This window comes from Microcoleus sp. B4-C2 (assembly GCF_036705265.1).
Lineage (GTDB): Bacteria > Cyanobacteriota > Cyanobacteriia > Cyanobacteriales > Microcoleaceae > Microcoleus.
Window position 1 is genome coordinate 51,950 of record NZ_JAUBUB010000007.1, and the last position, 19,716, is coordinate 71,665.

General features: G+C 44.6%; 22 protein-coding genes and 1 pseudogene. 11 read left to right on the forward strand and 12 right to left on the reverse strand.

What is annotated here, in order from left to right; genetic code table 11:
• Window positions 1–17: 17 nt before the first annotated feature.
• Complete coding sequence (locus tag QUB20_RS04450) at window positions 18–1,607, forward strand: glycoside hydrolase family 57 protein (RefSeq protein WP_015175045.1); 1,590 nt, start codon at window positions 18–20, stop codon at window positions 1,605–1,607.
• 150 nt (window positions 1,608–1,757) lie between these two features.
• Here the strand turns inward: QUB20_RS04450 and QUB20_RS04455 are convergent, their stop codons facing one another.
• From QUB20_RS04455 to QUB20_RS04465, 3 genes are all read right to left on the reverse strand, one after another.
• Window positions 1,758–2,435, reverse strand: coding sequence for a PEP-CTERM sorting domain-containing protein (locus QUB20_RS04455; RefSeq protein WP_333244017.1), 678 nt, complete (start codon window positions 2,433–2,435; stop codon window positions 1,758–1,760).
• Between the two features lie 102 nt (window positions 2,436–2,537).
• Window positions 2,538–3,563, reverse strand: coding sequence for a site-2 protease family protein (locus QUB20_RS04460; RefSeq protein WP_333244020.1), 1,026 nt, complete (start codon window positions 3,561–3,563; stop codon window positions 2,538–2,540).
• 703 nt (window positions 3,564–4,266) lie between these two features.
• Window positions 4,267–4,539 carry a hypothetical protein gene (locus tag QUB20_RS04465; RefSeq protein ID WP_333244023.1) on the reverse strand — a complete coding sequence of 91 codons (273 nt, stop codon included), beginning with the start codon at window positions 4,537–4,539 and terminating at the stop codon, window positions 4,267–4,269.
• A gap of 49 nt (window positions 4,540–4,588) precedes the next feature.
• On the opposite strand from QUB20_RS04465, the gene QUB20_RS04470 reads away from it, so the two are divergent.
• On the forward strand, window positions 4,589–10,162 hold the full coding sequence (locus tag QUB20_RS04470; RefSeq protein WP_333244025.1) for a S8 family serine peptidase: 5,574 nt from the start codon (window positions 4,589–4,591) through the stop codon (window positions 10,160–10,162).
• Window positions 10,163–10,452: 290 nt separating this feature from the next.
• On the opposite strand, the gene QUB20_RS04475 is transcribed toward QUB20_RS04470, so the two are convergent.
• Entirely contained in the window at window positions 10,453–10,833 is a 381-nt protein-coding gene (locus QUB20_RS04475) for an endonuclease domain-containing protein (protein WP_333244029.1), read from the reverse strand.
• A gap of 49 nt (window positions 10,834–10,882) precedes the next feature.
• On the opposite strand from QUB20_RS04475, the gene QUB20_RS04480 reads away from it, so the two are divergent.
• Window positions 10,883–11,065 (forward strand): hypothetical protein, encoded by a 183-nt coding sequence (locus QUB20_RS04480; RefSeq protein WP_333244035.1) that lies wholly within the window; start codon window positions 10,883–10,885, stop codon window positions 11,063–11,065.
• Between the two features lie 60 nt (window positions 11,066–11,125).
• On the opposite strand, the gene QUB20_RS04485 is transcribed toward QUB20_RS04480, so the two are convergent.
• Window positions 11,126–11,461, reverse strand: a complete 336-nt coding sequence (locus tag QUB20_RS04485) for a XisI protein (protein ID WP_333244038.1) — start codon at window positions 11,459–11,461, stop codon at window positions 11,126–11,128.
• On the reverse strand, window positions 11,449–11,865 hold the full coding sequence (locus QUB20_RS04490) for an element excision factor XisH family protein (protein ID WP_096829196.1): 417 nt from the start codon (window positions 11,863–11,865) through the stop codon (window positions 11,449–11,451). The genes QUB20_RS04485 and QUB20_RS04490 overlap by 13 nt, the downstream gene beginning before the upstream one ends.
• Window positions 11,866–12,060: 195 nt before the next feature.
• Between QUB20_RS04490 and QUB20_RS04495 the strand changes: the two genes are divergently transcribed.
• Complete coding sequence (locus tag QUB20_RS04495; protein WP_293330773.1) at window positions 12,061–12,270, forward strand: hypothetical protein; 210 nt, start codon at window positions 12,061–12,063, stop codon at window positions 12,268–12,270.
• Window positions 12,249–12,479, forward strand: a complete 231-nt coding sequence (locus QUB20_RS04500; protein ID WP_333244041.1) for a hypothetical protein — start codon at window positions 12,249–12,251, stop codon at window positions 12,477–12,479. The genes QUB20_RS04495 and QUB20_RS04500 overlap by 22 nt, the downstream gene beginning before the upstream one ends.
• On the opposite strand, the gene QUB20_RS04505 is transcribed toward QUB20_RS04500, so the two are convergent.
• From QUB20_RS04505 to QUB20_RS28615, 4 genes and pseudogenes are all read right to left on the reverse strand, one after another.
• Window positions 12,372–12,635, reverse strand: coding sequence for an endonuclease domain-containing protein (locus tag QUB20_RS04505; RefSeq protein WP_333291200.1), 264 nt, complete (start codon window positions 12,633–12,635; stop codon window positions 12,372–12,374). The genes QUB20_RS04500 and QUB20_RS04505 overlap by 108 nt on opposite strands.
• A 13-nt stretch (window positions 12,636–12,648) precedes the next feature.
• Window positions 12,649–12,945 (reverse strand): DUF2442 domain-containing protein, encoded by a 297-nt coding sequence (locus QUB20_RS04510; protein ID WP_333210733.1) that lies wholly within the window; start codon window positions 12,943–12,945, stop codon window positions 12,649–12,651.
• 13 nt (window positions 12,946–12,958) lie between these two features.
• A complete protein-coding gene (locus QUB20_RS04515) occupies window positions 12,959–13,093 on the reverse strand; it encodes a DUF4160 domain-containing protein (RefSeq protein ID WP_333291193.1) in 135 nt (44 codons plus the stop codon).
• Window positions 13,094–13,106: 13 nt separating this feature from the next.
• A pseudogene (locus QUB20_RS28615) lies at window positions 13,107–13,208 on the reverse strand (DUF4160 domain-containing protein); the annotation flags it as partial.
• A 311-nt stretch (window positions 13,209–13,519) separates the two neighbouring features.
• Here QUB20_RS28615 and QUB20_RS04520 point away from each other — a divergent pair.
• The 3 genes from QUB20_RS04520 (at window position 13,520) to QUB20_RS04530 (ending at window position 14,426) form a co-directional block, all read left to right on the forward strand.
• The gene (locus QUB20_RS04520; protein WP_333210729.1) at window positions 13,520–13,810 is read left to right on the forward strand and encodes a hypothetical protein; all 291 of its coding nucleotides are present in this window, start codon (window positions 13,520–13,522) and stop codon (window positions 13,808–13,810) included.
• Window positions 13,807–14,103, forward strand: coding sequence for a type II toxin-antitoxin system RelE/ParE family toxin (locus QUB20_RS04525; protein WP_333210727.1), 297 nt, complete (start codon window positions 13,807–13,809; stop codon window positions 14,101–14,103). The genes QUB20_RS04520 and QUB20_RS04525 overlap by 4 nt, the downstream gene beginning before the upstream one ends.
• Window positions 14,104–14,261: 158 nt before the next feature.
• Window positions 14,262–14,426 carry a hypothetical protein gene (locus QUB20_RS04530; protein ID WP_333254369.1) on the forward strand — a complete coding sequence of 55 codons (165 nt, stop codon included), beginning with the start codon at window positions 14,262–14,264 and terminating at the stop codon, window positions 14,424–14,426.
• Between the two features lie 68 nt (window positions 14,427–14,494).
• Here QUB20_RS04530 and QUB20_RS04535 read toward each other — a convergent pair whose 3' ends face one another.
• The gene (locus QUB20_RS04535; RefSeq protein WP_333223812.1) at window positions 14,495–15,568 is read right to left on the reverse strand and encodes a radical SAM protein; all 1,074 of its coding nucleotides are present in this window, start codon (window positions 15,566–15,568) and stop codon (window positions 14,495–14,497) included.
• A 447-nt stretch (window positions 15,569–16,015) separates the two neighbouring features.
• On the opposite strand from QUB20_RS04535, the gene QUB20_RS04540 reads away from it, so the two are divergent.
• The 3 genes from QUB20_RS04540 to QUB20_RS04550 all read left to right on the forward strand — a co-directional run bounded on the left by QUB20_RS04540 (window position 16,016) and on the right by QUB20_RS04550 (window position 18,713).
• Window positions 16,016–16,810: an ABC transporter permease gene (locus tag QUB20_RS04540; protein WP_445299375.1), complete on the forward strand. Its 795-nt coding sequence runs from the start codon at window positions 16,016–16,018 to the stop codon at window positions 16,808–16,810.
• A 224-nt stretch (window positions 16,811–17,034) separates the two neighbouring features.
• The gene (locus tag QUB20_RS04545; protein WP_333244047.1) at window positions 17,035–17,898 is read left to right on the forward strand and encodes an aldo/keto reductase; all 864 of its coding nucleotides are present in this window, start codon (window positions 17,035–17,037) and stop codon (window positions 17,896–17,898) included.
• A 137-nt stretch (window positions 17,899–18,035) separates the two neighbouring features.
• Complete coding sequence (locus tag QUB20_RS04550; RefSeq protein ID WP_333244050.1) at window positions 18,036–18,713, forward strand: GIY-YIG nuclease family protein; 678 nt, start codon at window positions 18,036–18,038, stop codon at window positions 18,711–18,713.
• A gap of 145 nt (window positions 18,714–18,858) precedes the next feature.
• On the opposite strand, the gene QUB20_RS04555 is transcribed toward QUB20_RS04550, so the two are convergent.
• Window positions 18,859–19,707, reverse strand: a complete 849-nt coding sequence (locus QUB20_RS04555; RefSeq protein ID WP_333244053.1) for a DUF3598 family protein — start codon at window positions 19,705–19,707, stop codon at window positions 18,859–18,861.
• Window positions 19,708–19,716: the final 9 nt, after the last annotated feature.

Genomic DNA, 19,716 nt, shown 5'->3' on the forward strand with positions numbered 1-19,716 from the left:
ACGGCATCCAAATCATTATGACTATTGGCTACCTCGCCCTCGTTCTCCACGCCCACTTGCCCTTTGTTCGCCACCCCGAAAGCGACTACGTTTTAGAAGAAGAATGGCTGTTTGAGGCGATCGCGGAAACCTATATTCCCCTGCTGCAAGTCTTTGAAGGGCTCAAGCGCGACGGCATCGACTTTAAAATTACCATGAGCATGACGCCGCCCTTGGTGGCAATGCTGCGCGACCCCTTGCTGCAAGACCGCTTCGACGACCACTTGGCTAAACTCGAAGAATTAGCGGATCTCGAAATCGAACACAATAGCGGCAACGGTCACCTCCGGTATTTAGCAGAACATTACGCCGCTCACTTCTCTCAAGTCCGCAACTTTTGGGAAAAGTACGATCGAGATTTAGTCAAAGCCTTCAAAGAACACCAAGATACCAACAACCTCGAAATCATCACCTGCGGTGCCACCCACGGCTACCTACCGTTGATGAAAATGTACCCCGAAGCAGTTTGGGCACAAATTCAAGTAGCTTGCGACAACTACGAAGCAAACTTCGGCCGCCGACCAAAAGGCATTTGGCTGCCCGAATGCGCCTACTATGAAGGCTTAGAGCGGATGTTAGCCGACGCAGGCCTCCGCTACTTTCTCACAGACGGTCACGGCATCCTCTACGCCCGCCCGCGTCCCCGCTACGGCAGCTACGCCCCAATTTTCACCGAATGCGGAGTCGCAGCCTTCGGCCGGGATCACGAATCCTCGCAGCAGGTTTGGTCTTCCGAAGTCGGCTATCCCGGCGCCGCCGAATACCGCGAATTCTACAAAGATTTGGGCTGGGAAGCTGACTACGATTACATTAAGCCCTACATCATGCCCAACGGCCAGCGGAAAAATACCGGGATTAAATATCACAAAATCACCGGTCGCGGATTGGGTTTAGGCGATAAACAGTTGTACGATCCTTACTGGGCAAGGGAAAAAGCAGCGGAACACGCCAGCAATTTTGCTTTTAACCGCGAACGCCAAGTCGAACACCTCAACGGCATTATGCAGCGTCCGCCGATTATTGTTTCGCCTTACGACGCCGAACTTTTCGGTCACTGGTGGTACGAAGGGCCTTGGTTCTTAGATTACCTGTTCCGCAAGAGTTGGTACGACCAAAATACCTACGATATGACGCACTTAGCCGATTATTTGCGGGGAAATCCGACTCAGCAAGTGTGCCGCCCGTCTCAGTCTAGCTGGGGTTTCCGGGGTTTCCACGAATATTGGCTCAACGATACCAATGCTTGGATTTACCCGCACTTGCACAAAGCAGCGGAACGGATGATTGAGTTGGGAAGCATGGAACCTGCAGATGAGTTGCAGTGGCGGGCTTTGAACCAAGCGGCGCGGGAAGTGCTGCTAGCTCAATCTTCTGACTGGGCGTTTATCATGCGTACAGGGACGATGGTTCCCTATGCAGTGCGGCGCACTCGATCGCACTTAATGCGCTTTCACAAGCTTTACGATGAAGTGAAAGAAGGGAAAGTTGATTCGGGTTGGTTGGAGAAGGTTGAGGAGATTGATAATATTTTCCCTGAAATTAACTATCGCGTTTATCGATCGCTTTAAGCAAGTTTTAAGTTGCTCGTTCCCAGGCTCTGCCTGGGGACGCATTCCCGGAGGCTCTGCCTCCTCTTTTTCTCCCCAATCGACGAGGCAGAGCCTCTGGATATCGGTTCCCAGGCAGAGCCTAGGAACCAGTTAATCTCCTAATTAGTATTACACCTTTTTTGCCGCCCTTCTCTTCCACCACAAACCCATTCCCGCAGCCACAAACGTACCAACAGCAGTCATCGGTTCCGGTACAGGTTCATACTCATAAATTGCACTAACTGTAGTGTTAGCCACAACCTTACCCCCAAAACTACCTCTAGCCGGACTCCCCAGAATTTGAGTCAAACCAGTTGTCGCCACGCCAGCCGTAAAAGTATCACCATCGCAGCCAGTTAAAGCACTTAAAAACTGCGGCAAATCATAACTCTTCGACACAGTACCAGAAGCCGAACCGCTAACACTTCCCGTACCGCCACTAGCAATCTTCGTTTCCGGCGGACTTGCTAACACACTCAAAGTCAAATTAGGGTCAACTTTCAACAGCGGAATATTCACAGCAATACTTGCATTAGTCGCCGCCGTCCCCATAAAATCTCCCGTTAAAGGAGTAATGCTAACAGTATTGTTAACAGTAGATTTAACCGTAACATAAGCCCTTAATAGCGTTCCTAACAGCGAATTAAACTTGGGCAAAACTACATTCGTGCTGCTATTTAACGGCTGCGAACCCAAATTCACAGTGTAAGTTTGAGTAAGAGTTGCCGCTTGTGCAGAAAAACATTGACTGACAACTGCAAAACTCAAACTTCCGCTAACAATTCCCCACTTTTGAAAAACATTCATTTCGATAAACTCCTACAATAATAAAGTTGCATTTTGTGGCACGGGCGTCTCGCCCGTTAGGTTAATCGTGGCACGGGCGTCCCGCCTGTGATTAATCTGCGGTTAAAAACTCCAAACCCGCAAAACCAAATTACCCAGCAAGGATGCTAAATAACTCAAAACCCAAACAGTATAAAGTATACTCAAAGGCGCGTAAGCTGCCAAAACCCATTGCGTTTCTGCTGCTTCCTCAATCTCCTCCCTCCGCAACAAGTCCACATAAAAATCAAACGACCTTTGTCGCAGATTGTTAATGCCAGTTCCAGCAACTAATAAATAATAACCGTCAAATCTATTCAACGGATTCAAATTAATTGCAACTGTCAGCAAGGCCGCCACCATCAACAAATAACTAATTTGATGCCAAACCGGATTTGACTGAGAAAACAGCCACATCCAAACAGCCAATGCCCAAATTGTTACTTGGATAAATACTCCTGCGGCTACTACTAAAACTCGCTGTTTCCGCCGGACTAAACTGTATTGGTCGGTTGTATCTGTGTAACATCCAGGGATGAAACACATAAACAATAATCCAATTTCTTTAACAATACCGCCGTAGTGTTTTAGCGTGAAAGCGTGGCCGAGTTCGTGCAAAGCTATTACCAGCATTGTCAGCAATACAAATTTGAAAATATTCTCATTTTTTCCCGCTATCCACAACTGCTGATGTGAGGCTGCGACTTCGGCAGAGGAAGCCAACCACACAGCTACAGAGGAAGCGATGAAAGCGCACAGAAAAAAGCCAAATTCCCACGTCCAAATCCAGCGGAATTTGTCGATGTGCCGCGATAGCCAAACATCGGGATTGACTAGGGGAATTGTGAAGGATAGCAGGTTGAATTTAGCTTTCGGCGGCTTGGTTCCTTCTAGCATTCCTGCTTGTGCTAAGTCTTTCAAGAGATTTTGCACGTCTTCTAAATCGAGGTTGTATTCAGCGAGAATATTAGTTATTGGCTGTTGGCTTAATTGCACAATTACCTGTTTGTCAAAGTCGTCAACTTGAATACAGGTAATGTCTTCGGGATTGCGAAGTATCCAATGACCGTCGGGATGAGGTATCCATTGCACCGCTGATTTGAGTTGCATGGTAGATTGTCACTTTGGCTGACAAAGTTTCGATTTAATTGAATAGGAGTTACTCGTTTTTAGGCGGAGATTCTGATCCCCCCTAGCCCCCCTTAATAAGGGGGGGACAAGAGAATCAACTCAAAGTCAACCCCTACTCCCCTTCTTAAGGGGGATTTAGGGGGATCTAGACTTTCGGATCAAGCAGAGAGACAGTGGGTTTTAGGCCGAAACTCGATCCCCCCTAGCCCCCTTCTTAAGGGGGGGACAAGAGTTTTCACTAATTTAGGAATTACGCATTTTAGGCCGAAACTCGATCCCCCCTAGCCCCCCTTCTTAAGGGGGGGACAAGAGTTTTAACTTAAAGTGGGTGTTTTTATTGAGTTGTTTAGAATCGATCGCCCAATTGTGTTTGTATGTTTTCTCCGCTGGGTTTTTGAGATTTTCGAGCCGCCCTAAGTTTTTCTGGAAACGGAAAGTTTCAAGGCGAAATTTGCCCCTGTTTTAAGGAAGCATGGAAGTATTGAAGTATTTTGTGAAGAAGCTTTAGTGATATTTGTTTGGGCTTTAGACTTTAATCCAAATTTCACCTTGGTGTTCATATTATCATAAATTAGAAAAAAAGCAAGTGTAAATTCTAATTATTTTAGGAGTTACGCATTTTTTATCTGTCATTGCGTGGCAAACCTAGTGTAGCGGATGTTTCGGGTTCAGGCGGGGATTGCTATCCCAAAAACTTTACCGAAACTTTACGATCGCACATAGAACTTGGGTGTATGATAACCGTGTGAAGAAGCAAAAAATCATATAAATTACGCATTAACAAAGTGTTGGTCCGATCGCCCGCCTGACCGTTAGCAAAGCGCGGCAGATGTAAAGCGATCGCCAATTCAGAAATTTTGTTAATTTTGCGTAAATTCTCAAATAAACAGAAATTTTTGACGATTATTGAAAAATCCTTGTCAACAAAGGATTTTGGTTGAATGTCTGAAGGCATTTAATTAAGTTCTTGCGATCGAATTCATATTAATCAGGGTGCAAAAGTTATGGGCTGGCTAAATTTTGGTGGCAAAAAACGCAAAGAGGCTCAAGGTTTTGGGGATTCAAGTAAAACAAAGAGTCGGAAACGACCGAAAAGTTTTAGATTAGAAACAATTGTGACTCCGAGTGCGGGTGTTGGGGGTTGGCTGCAAGATTTCGACGCGCTGCATCAGTTATTGGGTTCTTGGTCGCTGTCTGATTTAGATTTACCTAATTTCTTGGCTGATAGCGGTGTTTGCCCGATCGACCCGAATGGAGCACCAACTAACAATTTACCGCCGCTGATTGATTTTGACCCGCTGGGTCTGTACCATGATGGGATTGCCACTCAAACTCCTTACAATCCGGGCGGTGCGTTTGAGACTTTGCCGGTTGCTGTAATTCCTGTCGATCCGCATTCGCCGAATCCTAACAATCCGAATGCAATCCGTCAATTGCTAGATTCTCCTTTTGCTGATCAGCCGTTGTTGGGGTCGATTGATACTGGTGTGAGTGCGGATAGTCCTTATTTGAATTACGCGAATATTAAGAAGGGCCGCGATTATGTGGGCGGGGATGACAATCCGTTGCTGAAGCCTGGGGAAGGTAGCGAGCACGGTACTTTTATGTTGGGGATTATTGATGCGATTAATAAGACAGCGCCGAAATGGGTGGGAAGGGCGATCGATTCTGGGAGATGGGCGGATTCTTTGGTAGAGTTTGTGGATGCTGCGAAGGCTTCTGGACAGAAAAATGCGATCGCCAATCTCAGTTTGGATTTGACTCAGAAGAATGCTGACGGGAGTGTGGAAACGCGCTATGAGTTGACTCCAGCAGAAAGAAGTGCGATCGAATATGCGCGGCAAAATGGGGTAATGCTGGTAGTGGCGGCGGGTAACGACGGCAGTGTGATGTCGGTTTTGGGTCAGGCTTCTCAGGAATTTGATAATATTTTTACGGTTGGGGCTGGGGATATTAACGGGCGATCGATCTATTCTAGTTATGGCCGCGGTTTGGATATTGTGGCGGATGGCGGCACGACTGAACACCCCGGTTTATCGACTGTGGGAAATGATTTGGGCACGATGGCGGGGACTTCGGTAGCTACTGCAAAAGTTGCGGGGGCGGCTTCTTTGGTTTGGGCGGCAAATCCTGCTTTGAATTATCGCCAAGTGATGGAGATTTTGAAGTCTACGGCGAGGGATTTGGGGCCGTCTGGGTGGGATGATGAGACGGGTTTTGGGTTTTTGAATACGTTGGCGGCGGTGGATTTGGCGAAGAAGACTGTGGCGGAAGTTTATCAGCCAACTCCGTGGGTGACGCCGGATACTTGGAGTGGGGAAGGGAAAGTAACGCCGGAGGAACGGGCGGCGCAAGGAGGAACATCGTTTAATACAGCACCCTTGCAACTGTCACCTAATTTCACAGATAGTGGCGTAGTTAGTCCGGCTCAACCGGCACTCTATCATACATTTACGGTAACTGAGCCTGGGTATTTCCGCTACACGGTTAATCCAACGAATGGTAGTACAAAACTGCCTCTTGTCAGTGTAGTAAAAGCTGATGGCAAAGCGGGTGGTTTTGAATTTATACCGGGCGAGCCGCCAGGCGTTTTTAACTCTGTGGGTGTTACTATTAGCGATGAAAATTTCGATCCAACGAAAGTGCAAACTCCTGATTCTAAGACAGCAGCCGTATTTCTCGATGCAGGAACTTATGCAGTTAAGGTGGCTTCTGGACAGGATACTAGCATTAAGAATTATGGCTTAACTACTGAATTGATTCCAGATCGACCTTCTGCGTTTTCGGGTTCGGCTCAGTTTAGAATCCCACTCCAAAATAATATCAGTGGGATGTTTACGTCTGCGCCCACTTCTCCAGAATTGAATGTACCAGCAGTCAGTAATCAGTCTTATCAATATGGAATCGAGGTAAACGATCCTGTTAAGTTCACCTTAAACTCGCAATCAAATATCGGTTATGCCGATATAGAAATTAGGAAACTTTTGGGTTCAGGAGAACAGTGGGAGTCAATTACCAGATACTCAACAGATGAAAGTCAGCCGATCGACATAAATCTCAATTTGAACAAAGGACGATATAAGATTTATGTCAAGACAACAGTACCATTAAAGGGTTCCGTTACTCCACTTGTCACTGACCCCGATGGAAGTCTAGCTACAGCTCGCAATATTGGCACATTAAGCAGTAATCAGATAAAGTTTGCTGATTCAATTGGCGGGATTGATAAAAGTGATTTCTACCGATTTGATGTTAGTCAACCGAGCGAAGTAGCTCTTTACCTTAAGAGGTTACAAGGCAATTCGGATATTAAACTACTGGATGCTCAAGGCAAGGAAATTGATAAAACATACAATCCCAGTGGTACAAATCTGTCTGACGTTATATTTAATACGGTCAATCCTGGCACATACTATGTACAGGTTTTTTCCAGCAACAATGCGAATGCTAACTACGAACTTAAACTAGACGCGACTCCAGTTGCTAGTTCTGGAACGCCTCAGTCTGGGGGTTCATCTGTGAGTATTGGCTCATCTCCTGTAACTAATACAGGTGGCGGATCGGTGAGTATTGGCGCGTCTCCTGTACCCAATACAGGTGGCGGATCTGTCAATATTGGTGCGTCTCCTGTTGAGCCGCCAGTAGCACCTCAGCCGGGTCAAGGGGGAGTACCTCTGAATGCGGGAAATTTCCAATACACAGCCATAAGTAATGGTGTCACAACCCACTACTACACCAATGGCTATCTGACTATTCAACCGACTGGGTATAAGACTTGGTATGGTAAGGGTTCTAGCTCTTCAGTTGCTACAGTTGAAACACTTGGAAAGCCGACTCAAATTATACCTGATGCAAATCGGCAGTTGGGTGAATTTATTGGCCGATATGAATACAAAGGTCGCCTGCGTACAGGAGATAATACTGACGGCTACTATTTCGCAGTCAAAGACCGCAGTTTGCTAAATTTGGCTCTTAGAAATTTGGGTGCCGATGCTAGTTTAAAACTTTATAAAGTAAACCCAAATGCAAGCAAGTCCTTGATAAGAGAAGCCCCAGCAGCGGGTCAAGGATTTGACAAATTATGGTCAGAAACTCTCGACACTGGCAACTATTATGTGGAAGTCAACAAGGGAAGTGCCACTGCGGATACTGATTACACAATGGTACTAAATCTGGCGAAGACTTTGAATGATGCCAATCCGAATAATTTGCAAGGTGAGTCTAATCCGTTTTTGGGAACTTTCACGGGTCGGACTGTGATTAGTGGAAATTTAAGCAGTAGCAATCCAGCTAAAAAATCAAGTACCAATGCGTATGACAATGACCGCTATCGCTTGAATATTAATAATCTGGGCAGTCAGTCTCCTAACATTTTACGGCTCGGTTTGAATGATTTAGCTCCTAACGCCACAGCTAAAGTAGTTGTGTATGATCGAAACAATCAACCAGTGAAAGAGCAGCTATTTAATTCTGCTCAAAATAGTCCCCTTGAAATTAATGGATTAGCAGAAGGGCTTTATTTTGTCGGAGTGGAACAGGTTCAAGGCGATACTCCTTACAATCTTGCGGTACAGCTTGACCAAGCGGGTGAAGATTGGAGCAGGGTTCGCGACCTTGGTATGCTGACGGATATTGCTCAATTAAGTGATTATCAGTTGTCGGATTTTGTGGGGGCTGATAAGGGGGATAGTAGTGATGTTTATAAGTTCCAAGTGGGCGATTATGGGCTAGTTCATCTGGCGCTGAAACCGCCTGCGGGTGATGGGGAAGCGAATATGTTAGCGGCTAACATGAGGCTTCAGGATGAGTCTGGGAAAGATGTGACTTTCTTGAATGCTAATAAAAATAGTGGCGAAAATTACGCGGCTGCTTATTTGCAATCGGGTAAGTCTTATTATCTGAGTGTCATTCCTACGGCGGGGATGATGACTAATTACAATTTGGTGATTAACCCAGCTCAAGGTGGGAATGATTGGGCAAGTGCGCGGGATTTGGGGATTATTAAGGATGGACAGCCTAACAAAGCAGATAATGATGAAGACTACAAGTTGCAGGAATTTGTAGGGTATCTAAATGGCAATGTGGATGGCGCTGATTTTTATAAGTTTACACTTGATGAGCGCAATGTGATGATGTTTGGGCTGCGGGGATTAAGTGCGCCTACCCATATTCAGTTATTTAATGCTGCGAATCCTAGTAAGTCGATAGACTTTAGTGAACTTGTGTATGAAACACCGAATCTTGACAAGCGCGTTAGTGTTGAATTGGAGAAAGGGACATATTATTTAAAACTCTTTCCAGATGAGAGGCTTGGGGAACAGGGAACAAATTATAGTTTAGGTGTTAATGCAGAGAAAGTTCAGCCTATAGTTTCTGCTTTAACATCTAAAAAAGCAGAAGAATTTTTCACTTGGGCTAAAGATCAAAAAACACCAATATCCCGACTAGATGCAGAAGCAATCCGTCAGACTGGGGAGGACTACAACTTTTCTGGTGAGTGCGTGACTTTAATTGCCCGGTATATTCAAGAAGTATTCTTACCAGAAAAACAACGCTCCAGCCTTCTGGCAGGTTATGGGAATGGTCATCAAACTGCCCAGACAGTAGCAAACGTTAAGCCTTACAATCAGTATTTTGAAGGGTTTGTTGAGCCAAAATACTTGGCTAATAATCCTCCCCAACGCGGTACTGTTATTTCGTTCAAACCAGGGAACGGTTTTCACCCAACAGCAGGTCACGTTGGGATAGTTATGGATTACAACCCCGTCACTAAAGAAATCAAATATATAGATATTGGCAAGAGTCAAGGTGGTATTGTTACAGGCGAAAAAACCATCAAGGCTACAGATGATAGGATTAATGGTTGGACAAATCCAAAATTTGTAGATAGCTCCTTATCTCAAACCAATTCTGGTAATAACCAAGTACCTACCAATTCTTCGCAAACTTCTTCGTCTCCTATTCCTCAGTCTACTTCAGGTTCAAGTAAGTCTTCACAAACTGCTTTATTTACCACTGACATTGTTTTCCAAATGTTTCCTAATTTAGGCTACGTCAAGACCAATATAGAAAAGTATCTTCCTTTAATTCTCAGTGAGCTAGAAAAAGTGGGGTTAGGAGACCGAGATATGGTTCTGATGGCACTGGCAACTATCCGCGCTGAAACTGAAGGTTTTCAGCCAATTGACGAGGGTATATCTCAATATAACACCTCGAAGGGTGGTCGTCCCTTCCACCAATACGACTTTCGTAAGGATTTAGGTAATAATGGTGTTGGAGATGGAGAGAAGTATAAAGGACGTGGTTTTATTCAGTTGACTGGTAAATATAATTATCAACAACTAGGTCCACAACTTGGACTTGGCAATCAGCTAGTTAATAATCCAGAATTAGGCAATGATCCAAGGATTGCAGCACAACTTTTAGCCCGCTTTATTAAGAATAAAGAAAATGCTATCAGACAGGCTCTAGTTCCACCTCCTGACTATGCCACAGCAAGACGTTTAGTAAACGGTGGCTCACATGGGTTAGCTCAATTCACAGATGCTTTCAGAAAGGGAGCAAACCTTACAGCATGAGGCTCAAAGAAACACTTTAATAAAGGTTGGGAAAGGGTTCTCACTTTGTTGAGAGTTTTTTGGCAAGATCGATCGCCTTTTATTGTTTTTTCTCAACAAAGGACGATCACTCTTTCTGTTTTCGTCAATAATACAATCCCATTACCTGGCTTTGCATCAGCAACTAGCACAACGACTGAATTATGCCGCCTAATATTTTATCCGATCGCCTCGATCGCATCCACCCACCCATTCAACTCTCCTCCCCTCATGTCCCCCCCTTCTTAAGGGGGGCTAGGGGGGATCTGGCCTCAAAAATCACTCTCAATCAAACCCAACAACTCCCCACAAACCCCCTCAAAACTCTGCAACACCTCAACATTCGTAAACCTGACAACCTTCAATCCATACCCCTGTAAAATCCCGGTTCTTTCTGCATCATATAGTTTCCCTTGTTCCGTAAAATGACTCTCCCCATCAATCTCAATTACTAACAGTAAAGCCGCACAATAAAAATCTACAATAAAATTGTCGATCTGTCGCTGTCTCAAAACTCGAAAATGGAAATTTCTCAGAAAATCCTGCCACAGTTTTTTTTCGGATGGAGTTGGATTTTTCCGCAGTTGTTTGGCGATGGGGATGAGTTTTGGGTTGTATGGTAGGTGGAAGTTGGAGTCGTTTAGTTTTGGCATGATTCTGGTACGATCCCCCCTAACCCCCCTTAAGAAGGGGGGGGACAAGATGTTAAGGGAAATTATAGTAGAAGGAGCGATCGCTTGTTTGGGATGGGGAGGGATCTCGCTCTTTAATGCTTTTTCTCGATCGAGGTCGATCGCCCTTTTGGTTACGAATGTTTTTGCAGGAAAGCGCGATCGCCCTTCATCTATACCAGATGCCAAACCTGCGATCGCCCTTTTGGAATAAGTCAAAAAGGGCGATCGCCCTTAATTCCTGTTTCTCAACTAAGGGCGATCGTCCTTTACCTCAAGCAATTGCAAAATCAGTCAACTTCCGGTCTTCATAATGGTAAAAAGCCAGCACAATATCTTTTTGAAAAACCCCTCTATCCAGCAAATCCTGAGTCACCCCCTCCTCAGTTTCATCTCGTTCTATCCAGAGTTTGCCCTCGAAAACTCGCAGATGCAGGATAGTGCTGTAAACTCGCCGATCGCCATTCCATCCAAAACTAACCAGCAAATAATGGTCGCGATCGATATCGTAAACTGCCGACATATCGCTCTGCCCTAAACTAGGTTTGTATCGGGCATATTCGTCGATTACTTCTCGCACGATCGATCGATACTGAGTCAACTTTTCCATAGTACAATCTCCTCTAAGTCAGGATTGAAAACAATCAAAGGGAATTGTCGTTCTTTAACAAATTCCTGAATCGACGGACGCTGAAAAAAGTTTTCATAAGTGCGTTTCGGAATGGCAAGGTATAGAGTACGATCGGGCTCCAGCCGCGCCATAAAACTCGAATACAGATAGTATTGTCCAACGGCTCGTTCGAGATCGGTCACTGGGGAAGGACTGATAAATACCTTCACCTCAACAGCAATTTTTCGCTCACTCCTCTCGGCGGCAATTAATTTTTCGGCTCCTAGATCCGCGTAAACAGTCAAGTCTTCAAATCTAATAGTGAAAGGATCGTGAGTAATTGTCCAGCCGTCTTTAATGAGAGCAGCTTTAACGACATTATGGTAGATATCTAGGCGTGGCATAAACTAGCTCAAAACACCCCTATAATCTAGTATACACTGGTGCAATAGTGCAATACAAACTGAATATCTCGCCATCGCCCTTTACCAGCTAGATTTTACGAGCGTGGATTCAGCTATCATCAGAATTAGAAAGCCTCATCATTCAAGCCGTTAACCCACCCTATAACGTGAAAATTCCAGCGAGGGACTAATTCTATGCAAACTCAGCCTATTATCACCGAACATCTGTCACCGGAATTAGCACAAATCTTTCTAGAAGGATTACCCAAAACCATTCGTGAAGCACTATCCCTGCGCGCTAAAACAATGAATTATCCAGTTTGGGCAGTAATTGAAATGGCGATCGCAGGTTATCTCGATGAAGAAGCTTTATCCTTTGTCGATTGCAAGCCCAAAATCGACTAGCGATCGTACAGTGCGATCGCCTCGATCGCATCGGGCCACCCATTCAACTCTCCTCCCTTCATGTCCCCCCCTTAAGAAGGGGGCGCCAGGGTGAAGAAGCCTCAAAAATCACCCTCAATCAAACCCAACAACTCCCCACAAACCCCCTCAAAACTCTGCAACACCTCAACATTCGTAAACCTGACAACCTTCAATCCATACCCCTGTAAAATCCCGGTTCTTTCTGCATCATATAGTTTCCCTTGTTCCGTAAAATGACTCTCCCCATCAATCTCAATTACTAACAGTAAAGCCGCACAATAAAAGTCTACAATAAAATTGTCGATCGCCCTTTTGGCATCGAAAGGGCGATCGCTCAGAAGAATCGGGCATTATTTCTCAGCGAGCAACATGATGAATAGATTCAATATATCGCTCAATTTCCTCCTCTGTGCAACTAATTCCATTCTGCAAAAGTTCATATTCACTGATATCTATCTCATCATTCCAAACCAGTGCATAACCACCAGGTTCAACTGTAAAATTTCTGAAAAACACAGGATTACTTAAGGTCATAAACATCGGATTCTCTAATAATTTAGAGATGTCGTATTTTTTAAATTCTAGATTGGTAAACTTAACCATCAATGTGCGATCGTCAATAGCTTTAGCAGAAACAATGCGTTCAGGTTTCATAAACAGATCGGAGTTATTTTAATGGTGGAAGTTTACTAAATTCTTGGCTATTCCACATATCCAGCAGTTCTTTCTGGTACAACGTAGCCCATTCTATTACCAGCTTTTGGGCCCGATTCGGTAAATCTCCTTCTATAATTTCTCGCATACTCAATACCGATCAAAGCGTTGTACTCACCGTAAACTGCGTGAAAATGAGGAGGTGGGTGATCCCCAAAGAAAATTTTGATGATTATTCCGTAAAATCGTGCAACTTCTGGCATAAAGGTTCTTTAAAGAATGATACGAGGACTATTATAGCCGAGCCAAGGAGACAATATTAGTTTATCCCAAACCATGTCTACTCGACAACTAGAGCGAGATCCCTTTTTGGCTGGGAAAGGTCGATCGCTCTTTTAGTATGGAAAGGTCGAGATCCCTTTATTTCTATTTCTCAATGCGCGGGCGATCGCCTTTTTCTATCGACCACAGTCAAGAGCGATTCCCTACGGGATAGCTTCGCTTCACACATTTTTGTAATAAAATACGATACAGTAGAAGTATTGTCCAACCCTTGCCCCCATCCGAGGTAACAATGCAAATCACCTTGAGCCAAGAGCAAACCCAAGTCCTTGAAGCTTTAGTAAAGCACGGTCAATATCCCTCCCTTGAAGAAGCAATTAACACAGCCTTGCTGTTATTAATCGATGATGTTACTTTATCCGATGACGGCAACAGCCCAAACTATTTAGCGTGGGTACAAGAAACAGGGAAGAAAATCGATATAGCACGAGAACAAGCACAACGGGGTGAGTTGCTCAATGCAGACGATGTATTAGCTCAACTTAGAGATAAAGTCAAAAAAGCCAGAGAATTAAGAGCATGAATCGCTTGCTTATTACGATCGAAGCGAGTCGAGATTTATCCGAAATTTCCGATTACTTTTTGGCGCAAAGTGTGGATGCGGGAGAGCGCTTTGTGGAAGGATTTGGTAAAAAATGTCAGCAGATTGCACAGTTTCCATATTTGGGGCGATCGTATTCACAATTTTCTCCCAGTTTACGTGGTGTGCCATTGATGGGATACATCATTTTTTATCAAATAGTTGGTGATGGTATTGAGATTTGGCGCGTTATTAGTGGTTATCGTAACTTGCAGGATGTTTTCAATACTGATTGAGTAAAAGCAATACGATCGCTCTTGTGTCTGGGAAGGTCGATCGCTCTTTTTGGCATAGAAAGGTCGATCGCTCTTTTGGGAATGGAAAGGGATATTGAAAAATACTTAAACTACCTGATTGCCAATCAAGATTTTTTCCAGCAGACAACATCCACAATTTGCGGGATGGTGGAAATCGAACAGGTGGAATTGAACCGGGAGCAGCAAGAGAGGGAACGTCAGCGCGATCGCGAACAAATGAATTATACAAGCAAAAGGAACAAGAGCAGGAAGAGCGCGATCGAGAACAAATGGAAATCGACAGCAATAACGAAGACAAATAAACAAAAAACCGGGTTTCTGATCAAACCCGGCTACTAGGAGTACAAGCGATATTAACACTGCTCAAACCTCAATTCTTTAATAACTTCATCCCCATTTTCACTTTGTCCAAAATCGTCTTTTGTGAGACACAAGTAATCAGACAAAGCTTGCCGCAATTCAAAGTATCGCGGCGGACTTCTTGAGCTTTTTCGCCGTACCAAATCTCGCGGGCGCTGGCGTTTTTCACATTACCAATCACCGGATACTCATCGCACAATTTCACATCGCCGCGCGTATCAATCCAGTAATTTCGCAGTCCAACGCGACAAGGACGAGTTGAATCAGGAGCTTTTTCTTCGGCAAAGTGAGGAATCATCAATCGCAACACTTCATCGCTGTTCATAATTGGAGCGCCGTTCTTCTTCATTTCAATTAGCCGCTCGATTACTTGTGCAAATTCCTCCATGTCTTCTTTTTCAATCCACAATTCCTCGTATGTTTCTGGCGTCCAGCGGTTGACCGGTTGGAAGTTCACCGTCGTCGCCCCAATTCCCTGAGCCCAGGTGACTATTTCCGGGAGGTGGCGGAAATTCAGTCGGTTCATTGTCGGTTTGACGTTGATCGGAAACAGGACGTTCTGTTTTTCTTGTTCTTCGCGCAGATAACCGATTCCTTTAGAAAGTCTGTCGAACAATCCCGGTTGACCCCGCAAATAATCGTGCAGTTCTGCATTCGGCCCGTCAACTGACATATTCACATTAAAAGGACGAGCAGCGACAGTTTTGGCTGCGTTTTCCCTGGTCATGCAATAGCCGTTGGTGGTGACGCCGGCGTGAATGCCATTTTTATTCGCAAAGGCCAGCAAGTCTAGAAAACCTTTTTTAATATAAGGTTCGCCGCCGCTAAAGTTGATGGAAAATTCGCCCACAAATTCTTTGACGCTCAAGAGGGCATTTTGCCATTCTTCGATCGTCATTTCGTCTTTATATTCTTTGAGTCGCCAATACTCGCACTGGCGGCATTTAACATTGCAGCGCTCGTTGACAATCCCGTAAAAAGTGACTGGGCTTGTCACGTCGTATCCTGTATTGATCCGCAGCGATTCGGCTACTGCACTCTTGGTGTGCTTGACGCCCAGTCTCGATAATGTTAAAGCATCCATGTCTTTTTTTCCTTACGTGTTGTTAGCTAGGTCAATTCCTCGATCCCTTTTTTGTGCGTATAATTACGCATTACTGATTACGTATTCCTTTTGAGTAGGTATGCCCCATCCTAAGTGTTCCGTTTGGGTATGGCTAGATGTTTGTCAAATATTTATAATATTAAGACTTGTAACATATTAGTATTTCTAATCAATCGGGCGATATTTTCTGTGAAAAAATGAAGTTGGCTTAAAAATTGCCAAAGTATATGAGCTTAAGATTGACTTTGATTAATAATTGTAATTTGTGTTTAAAATTGGTTAAATAACTTAATATTTTGCCTCAGTAGAACTACTTACGTAAGCAGTATCAATAATTTATTGTTATAGTCAAATGAGCAGCCTGTACAGCAGCTAACTTCACACAAGCTTTACAATATGGGAATTTAAGTATTTACACGGCAAAAAATGGCGACAAACATGGGACGATATTTGCACGTACTGAAATTGTTCTGGAGTGCGGCGATCGCAGCGGAACTAGAATACCGAATCAACTTTGTCCTCGCGGCCATCAGCAGCCTCGGAAATCTTGCGGGCAGCTTGTTTGGGCTATTTTTGTTCTATCGTACTGGCTACACGTTTTCGGGTTGGAAATGGGAAGAGGCCTTAGTTGTACTCGGCATTTTCACGATTTTGCAGGGGTTTTCGTCAACGTTTCTAGCACCTAATCTCAGCCGTATTGTCGATCGAGTCCAGCAAGGTACTCTCGATTTCGTACTCCTCAAACCCATCAGTTCCCAATTCTGGCTATCTGCAAACACAGTTTCGCCTTGGGGAATCCCAGATTTAATCTTGGGCACCGTATTGCTGCTGTATGCTGCAAACAAATTGGGAGTAGCAATCGGCAACTATTTTTTAACAGCAATACCGCTGTTCTTCGGAACTATTACTCTTTACAGTATATGGTTTATGTTAGGGGCAACCAGCATTTGGTTTGTGAAAATTTACAATGTTACCGAAGTTCTCGAAGGATTGTTAGAAGCGGGTAGATTTCCCATGGCAGCTTATCCTGCTGCTTATCGATTTTTCTTCACTTTCGTAGTTCCCGTTGCCTTCTTGACGACTGTGCCAGCAGAAGCCATGCTGGGGAGAGGTGAAATCGTTTGGATCGCAGGGGCGGGAATATTGGCGATCGGGCTGTTATTGTTCTCCCGCTACTTCTGGCAATTTGCACTCCGCTTTTACACCAGCGCTTCCAGCTAGTTAAGTCGGTAGGTAAGCAGCAGCACATCTAGAGTGTCTATTAGGTTTGAGAGGGAGAGGATTTGACACGGGGGAATAGGGAATTGAAATATAAATTTTCCAGGCAAAACAGCTTATCTAAAAAATATTTGTTTCTATTTACTTAGATAGTTAAATAAATGTAAGATTTCAACTTATCCTGGAAATGTAAACTGGAACTAAACCACGCAAACGAAGGGAAACCAATGAAAAGAAAAAAACTGGGTAACAGTAATTTTACTATCAGCGCGATCGGTCTTGGAGGTATGCCAATGTCCTTAAGCGGCAGGCCGCCCGAAGATCAATCAATTGCGGTAATCCACCGCGCCCTCGATTTGGGTGTCACCCTTATTGACACCGCAGATTCCTACTGCCAAGATCAATCCGACAAACACCACAACGAGCACCTGATTGCCAAAGCTTTGGAACAGTATAGCGGAGATGTTAGGGCCGTTACTGTTGCCACTAAAGGCGGCTTAATGCGGCCTCAAGGTGCTTGGACGCGGAACGGCAACCCCCACCATTTACGCAAGACAATTCGCGAAAGTTTTGAAGCATTGGGCGGCAAGGAACCGATCGACCTTTGGCAATATCACTCACCCGATCCCGCTTATACCATCGAAGCAGCCCTAGCACCCGCAAAAGAAGCTGTAGAAGCAGGAATGATTCGATTTATTGGAGTGTCAAACTTTTCTGTAGAGCAGATCAAACGTGCCCGCGATACAGTAGAAATTGTCTCTGTTCAGAATCAATATAATCCTTGGCACAGACAGCCCGAATCAGACGGCGTTCTGGAATATTGCGAAACAGAAAAACTGACATTTTTTCCCTGGAGTCCTTTAGGAGGAAGCCGCCGCGCCACAAGCTTGCAAGATATGCCCGCGATCGCCAAATTAGCCACAGAAAAAAACGTTTCTGTTTACTGTATAGTATTAGCTTGGTTGATGGCAAAATCGCCCTGCATAGTTCCGATTCCCGGTGCGACCAAAGTATCGAGTATTGAGGACTCTGTGCAGGCGCTCGAAGTTAAATTGACTGACGAGGAATTGCAACAAATTGCCGTAAGTTAAGTAGGTAAGGGCAAAAAAACAATAGAACAGGCAAGATGCCTGTTCCACAATAAAGTTCTTGTGGAACAGGCATCTTGCCCGCCATTGAAAGTGGGATTTAATGAGTAAAGTTGACATTTTTTGAGGAATTGAATTTAATGAAAGCTAATCAAGTGAATGCCGATCGAGATGTAGCAATTGAACATCAAAACGTACCTGTCGCCCATGAAGGACTGCACAACTTTTTATACAGTTCCGACTCAGAACACAGCGCAGCGGCCGCTATTTCTGAATTAGAAAATGACGGCACGCAAGTAATGTCGATCGATACATGGCGCGATTTGGCAACTAACGCGAAAGTCGCCGGCGTTTACGCTGTAATGGATATTTCCCGCAACACTCAGTTTATTGGTTATTCGCGAAATATTCTGCTTTCAATCAACGGTCACATTGCCCAAAATGGCGCAGAAAATTGTGCTTTCCTGCGTGTGCAAACTTTCAAATTCCCGAAGCGGGAAGAAATGGAAAGTTTGCGGGATGCTTGGATAGCCGAACTCGGCAGCATTCCGCCTGGAAACGGTGCTGAAAGCGAAATGTGGGCGGCTACGGTAGGCCAAGCAGCGCGCGCTGCTATGTCTGCTGAGGAACAAAAAGCTTATGAGGAAAAGAAGCTGAAATTGCGGAAAGCAATGGCAGATTCCACTCTTACCAAAGAGTTAGAAACAGCCGCCAAAAGTGATGGCGAACAGGCTAAGGATTTGGAAGCGGCTGTTAACAATGATGATTGGAGTGCGGTGATTCAATCGCAAACACAGGAAACAAAATCCGGTTCCTAAATTGGAAAAATGTTTGTAGTGCTGATATCTTGTAATATTTTTAGAACGGGCAAGATGCCCGTTCCACAATACATCAAGTTTATTGTGGGGCGGGCATCTTGCCCGCGCCAAAGACTCAAGCTTAATCATCAAAAACTGATGGGGATTAATGACTAATTTTTCGTTCTTTAACTAAAGTCAAACTTACCCATTCACCCCGATCGTTGTAACTGCGAATCATCCGAAACCGCAAGTCAGTTTCTACCAACCAACCAGCCTCGAAAAATATAGGTTTTCTGGATCCAATCTTGACAGGGAGAGTGCAAGAACCGCCGTCAGGAAGCAGCACAACTTGCACCGGCGAAGCACCTTCGTTAAAGTGCAGAACTGAACCGTCAATGGTGGCGCTAGAAGTGATAACAGTACCATTACTGCCAAAAGTAATTTTTTGAATTAGGCGATCGCTACTTTCCAAATGCAATTGCAGTTTGGTAGAATAAAAGTCAGGAGAACGCGAATCGAGATACATTGTCACAGCCTCGCCCTGCCACTCTCCCAGCAAATCCTCAACAGTTAAAGGCGGACGTTCGGGGACATTTTTATCAAGCTGCTTTTCCCTAATTAAGGTAAGTTTGGATAAATTGCCGTCGGTATTGTAGAGCTGAACGAAGCGCAATCGGCGATAATTGTAGATAAAACCAAACTCGGCACCGCACTCAGAATAAGGCGCTAGTTGAATAGTACCCTGAGAAAAAGCTCCATTCTCAAAAAATAGGATATCTCGTCCCAAAACTTGATATTCTCGAACAAGTTCGCTCACTTCCGGTTCGCCGACACCGCTAGGATTTGGGGAAAACCGACGGAGTTTCAATCGCACATTTTTGTTGTCATTGAAACCTTCGAGAGAAATAATGCTAGGAGTATCTTGAAGTACCTCTCCTCGCGGCGATAACTGGGTAAAGGAACCGTGCCATTCTCCCAAGTTTTGCAGAAAGTTTTCCCATTGTGATACCATATTTTTACC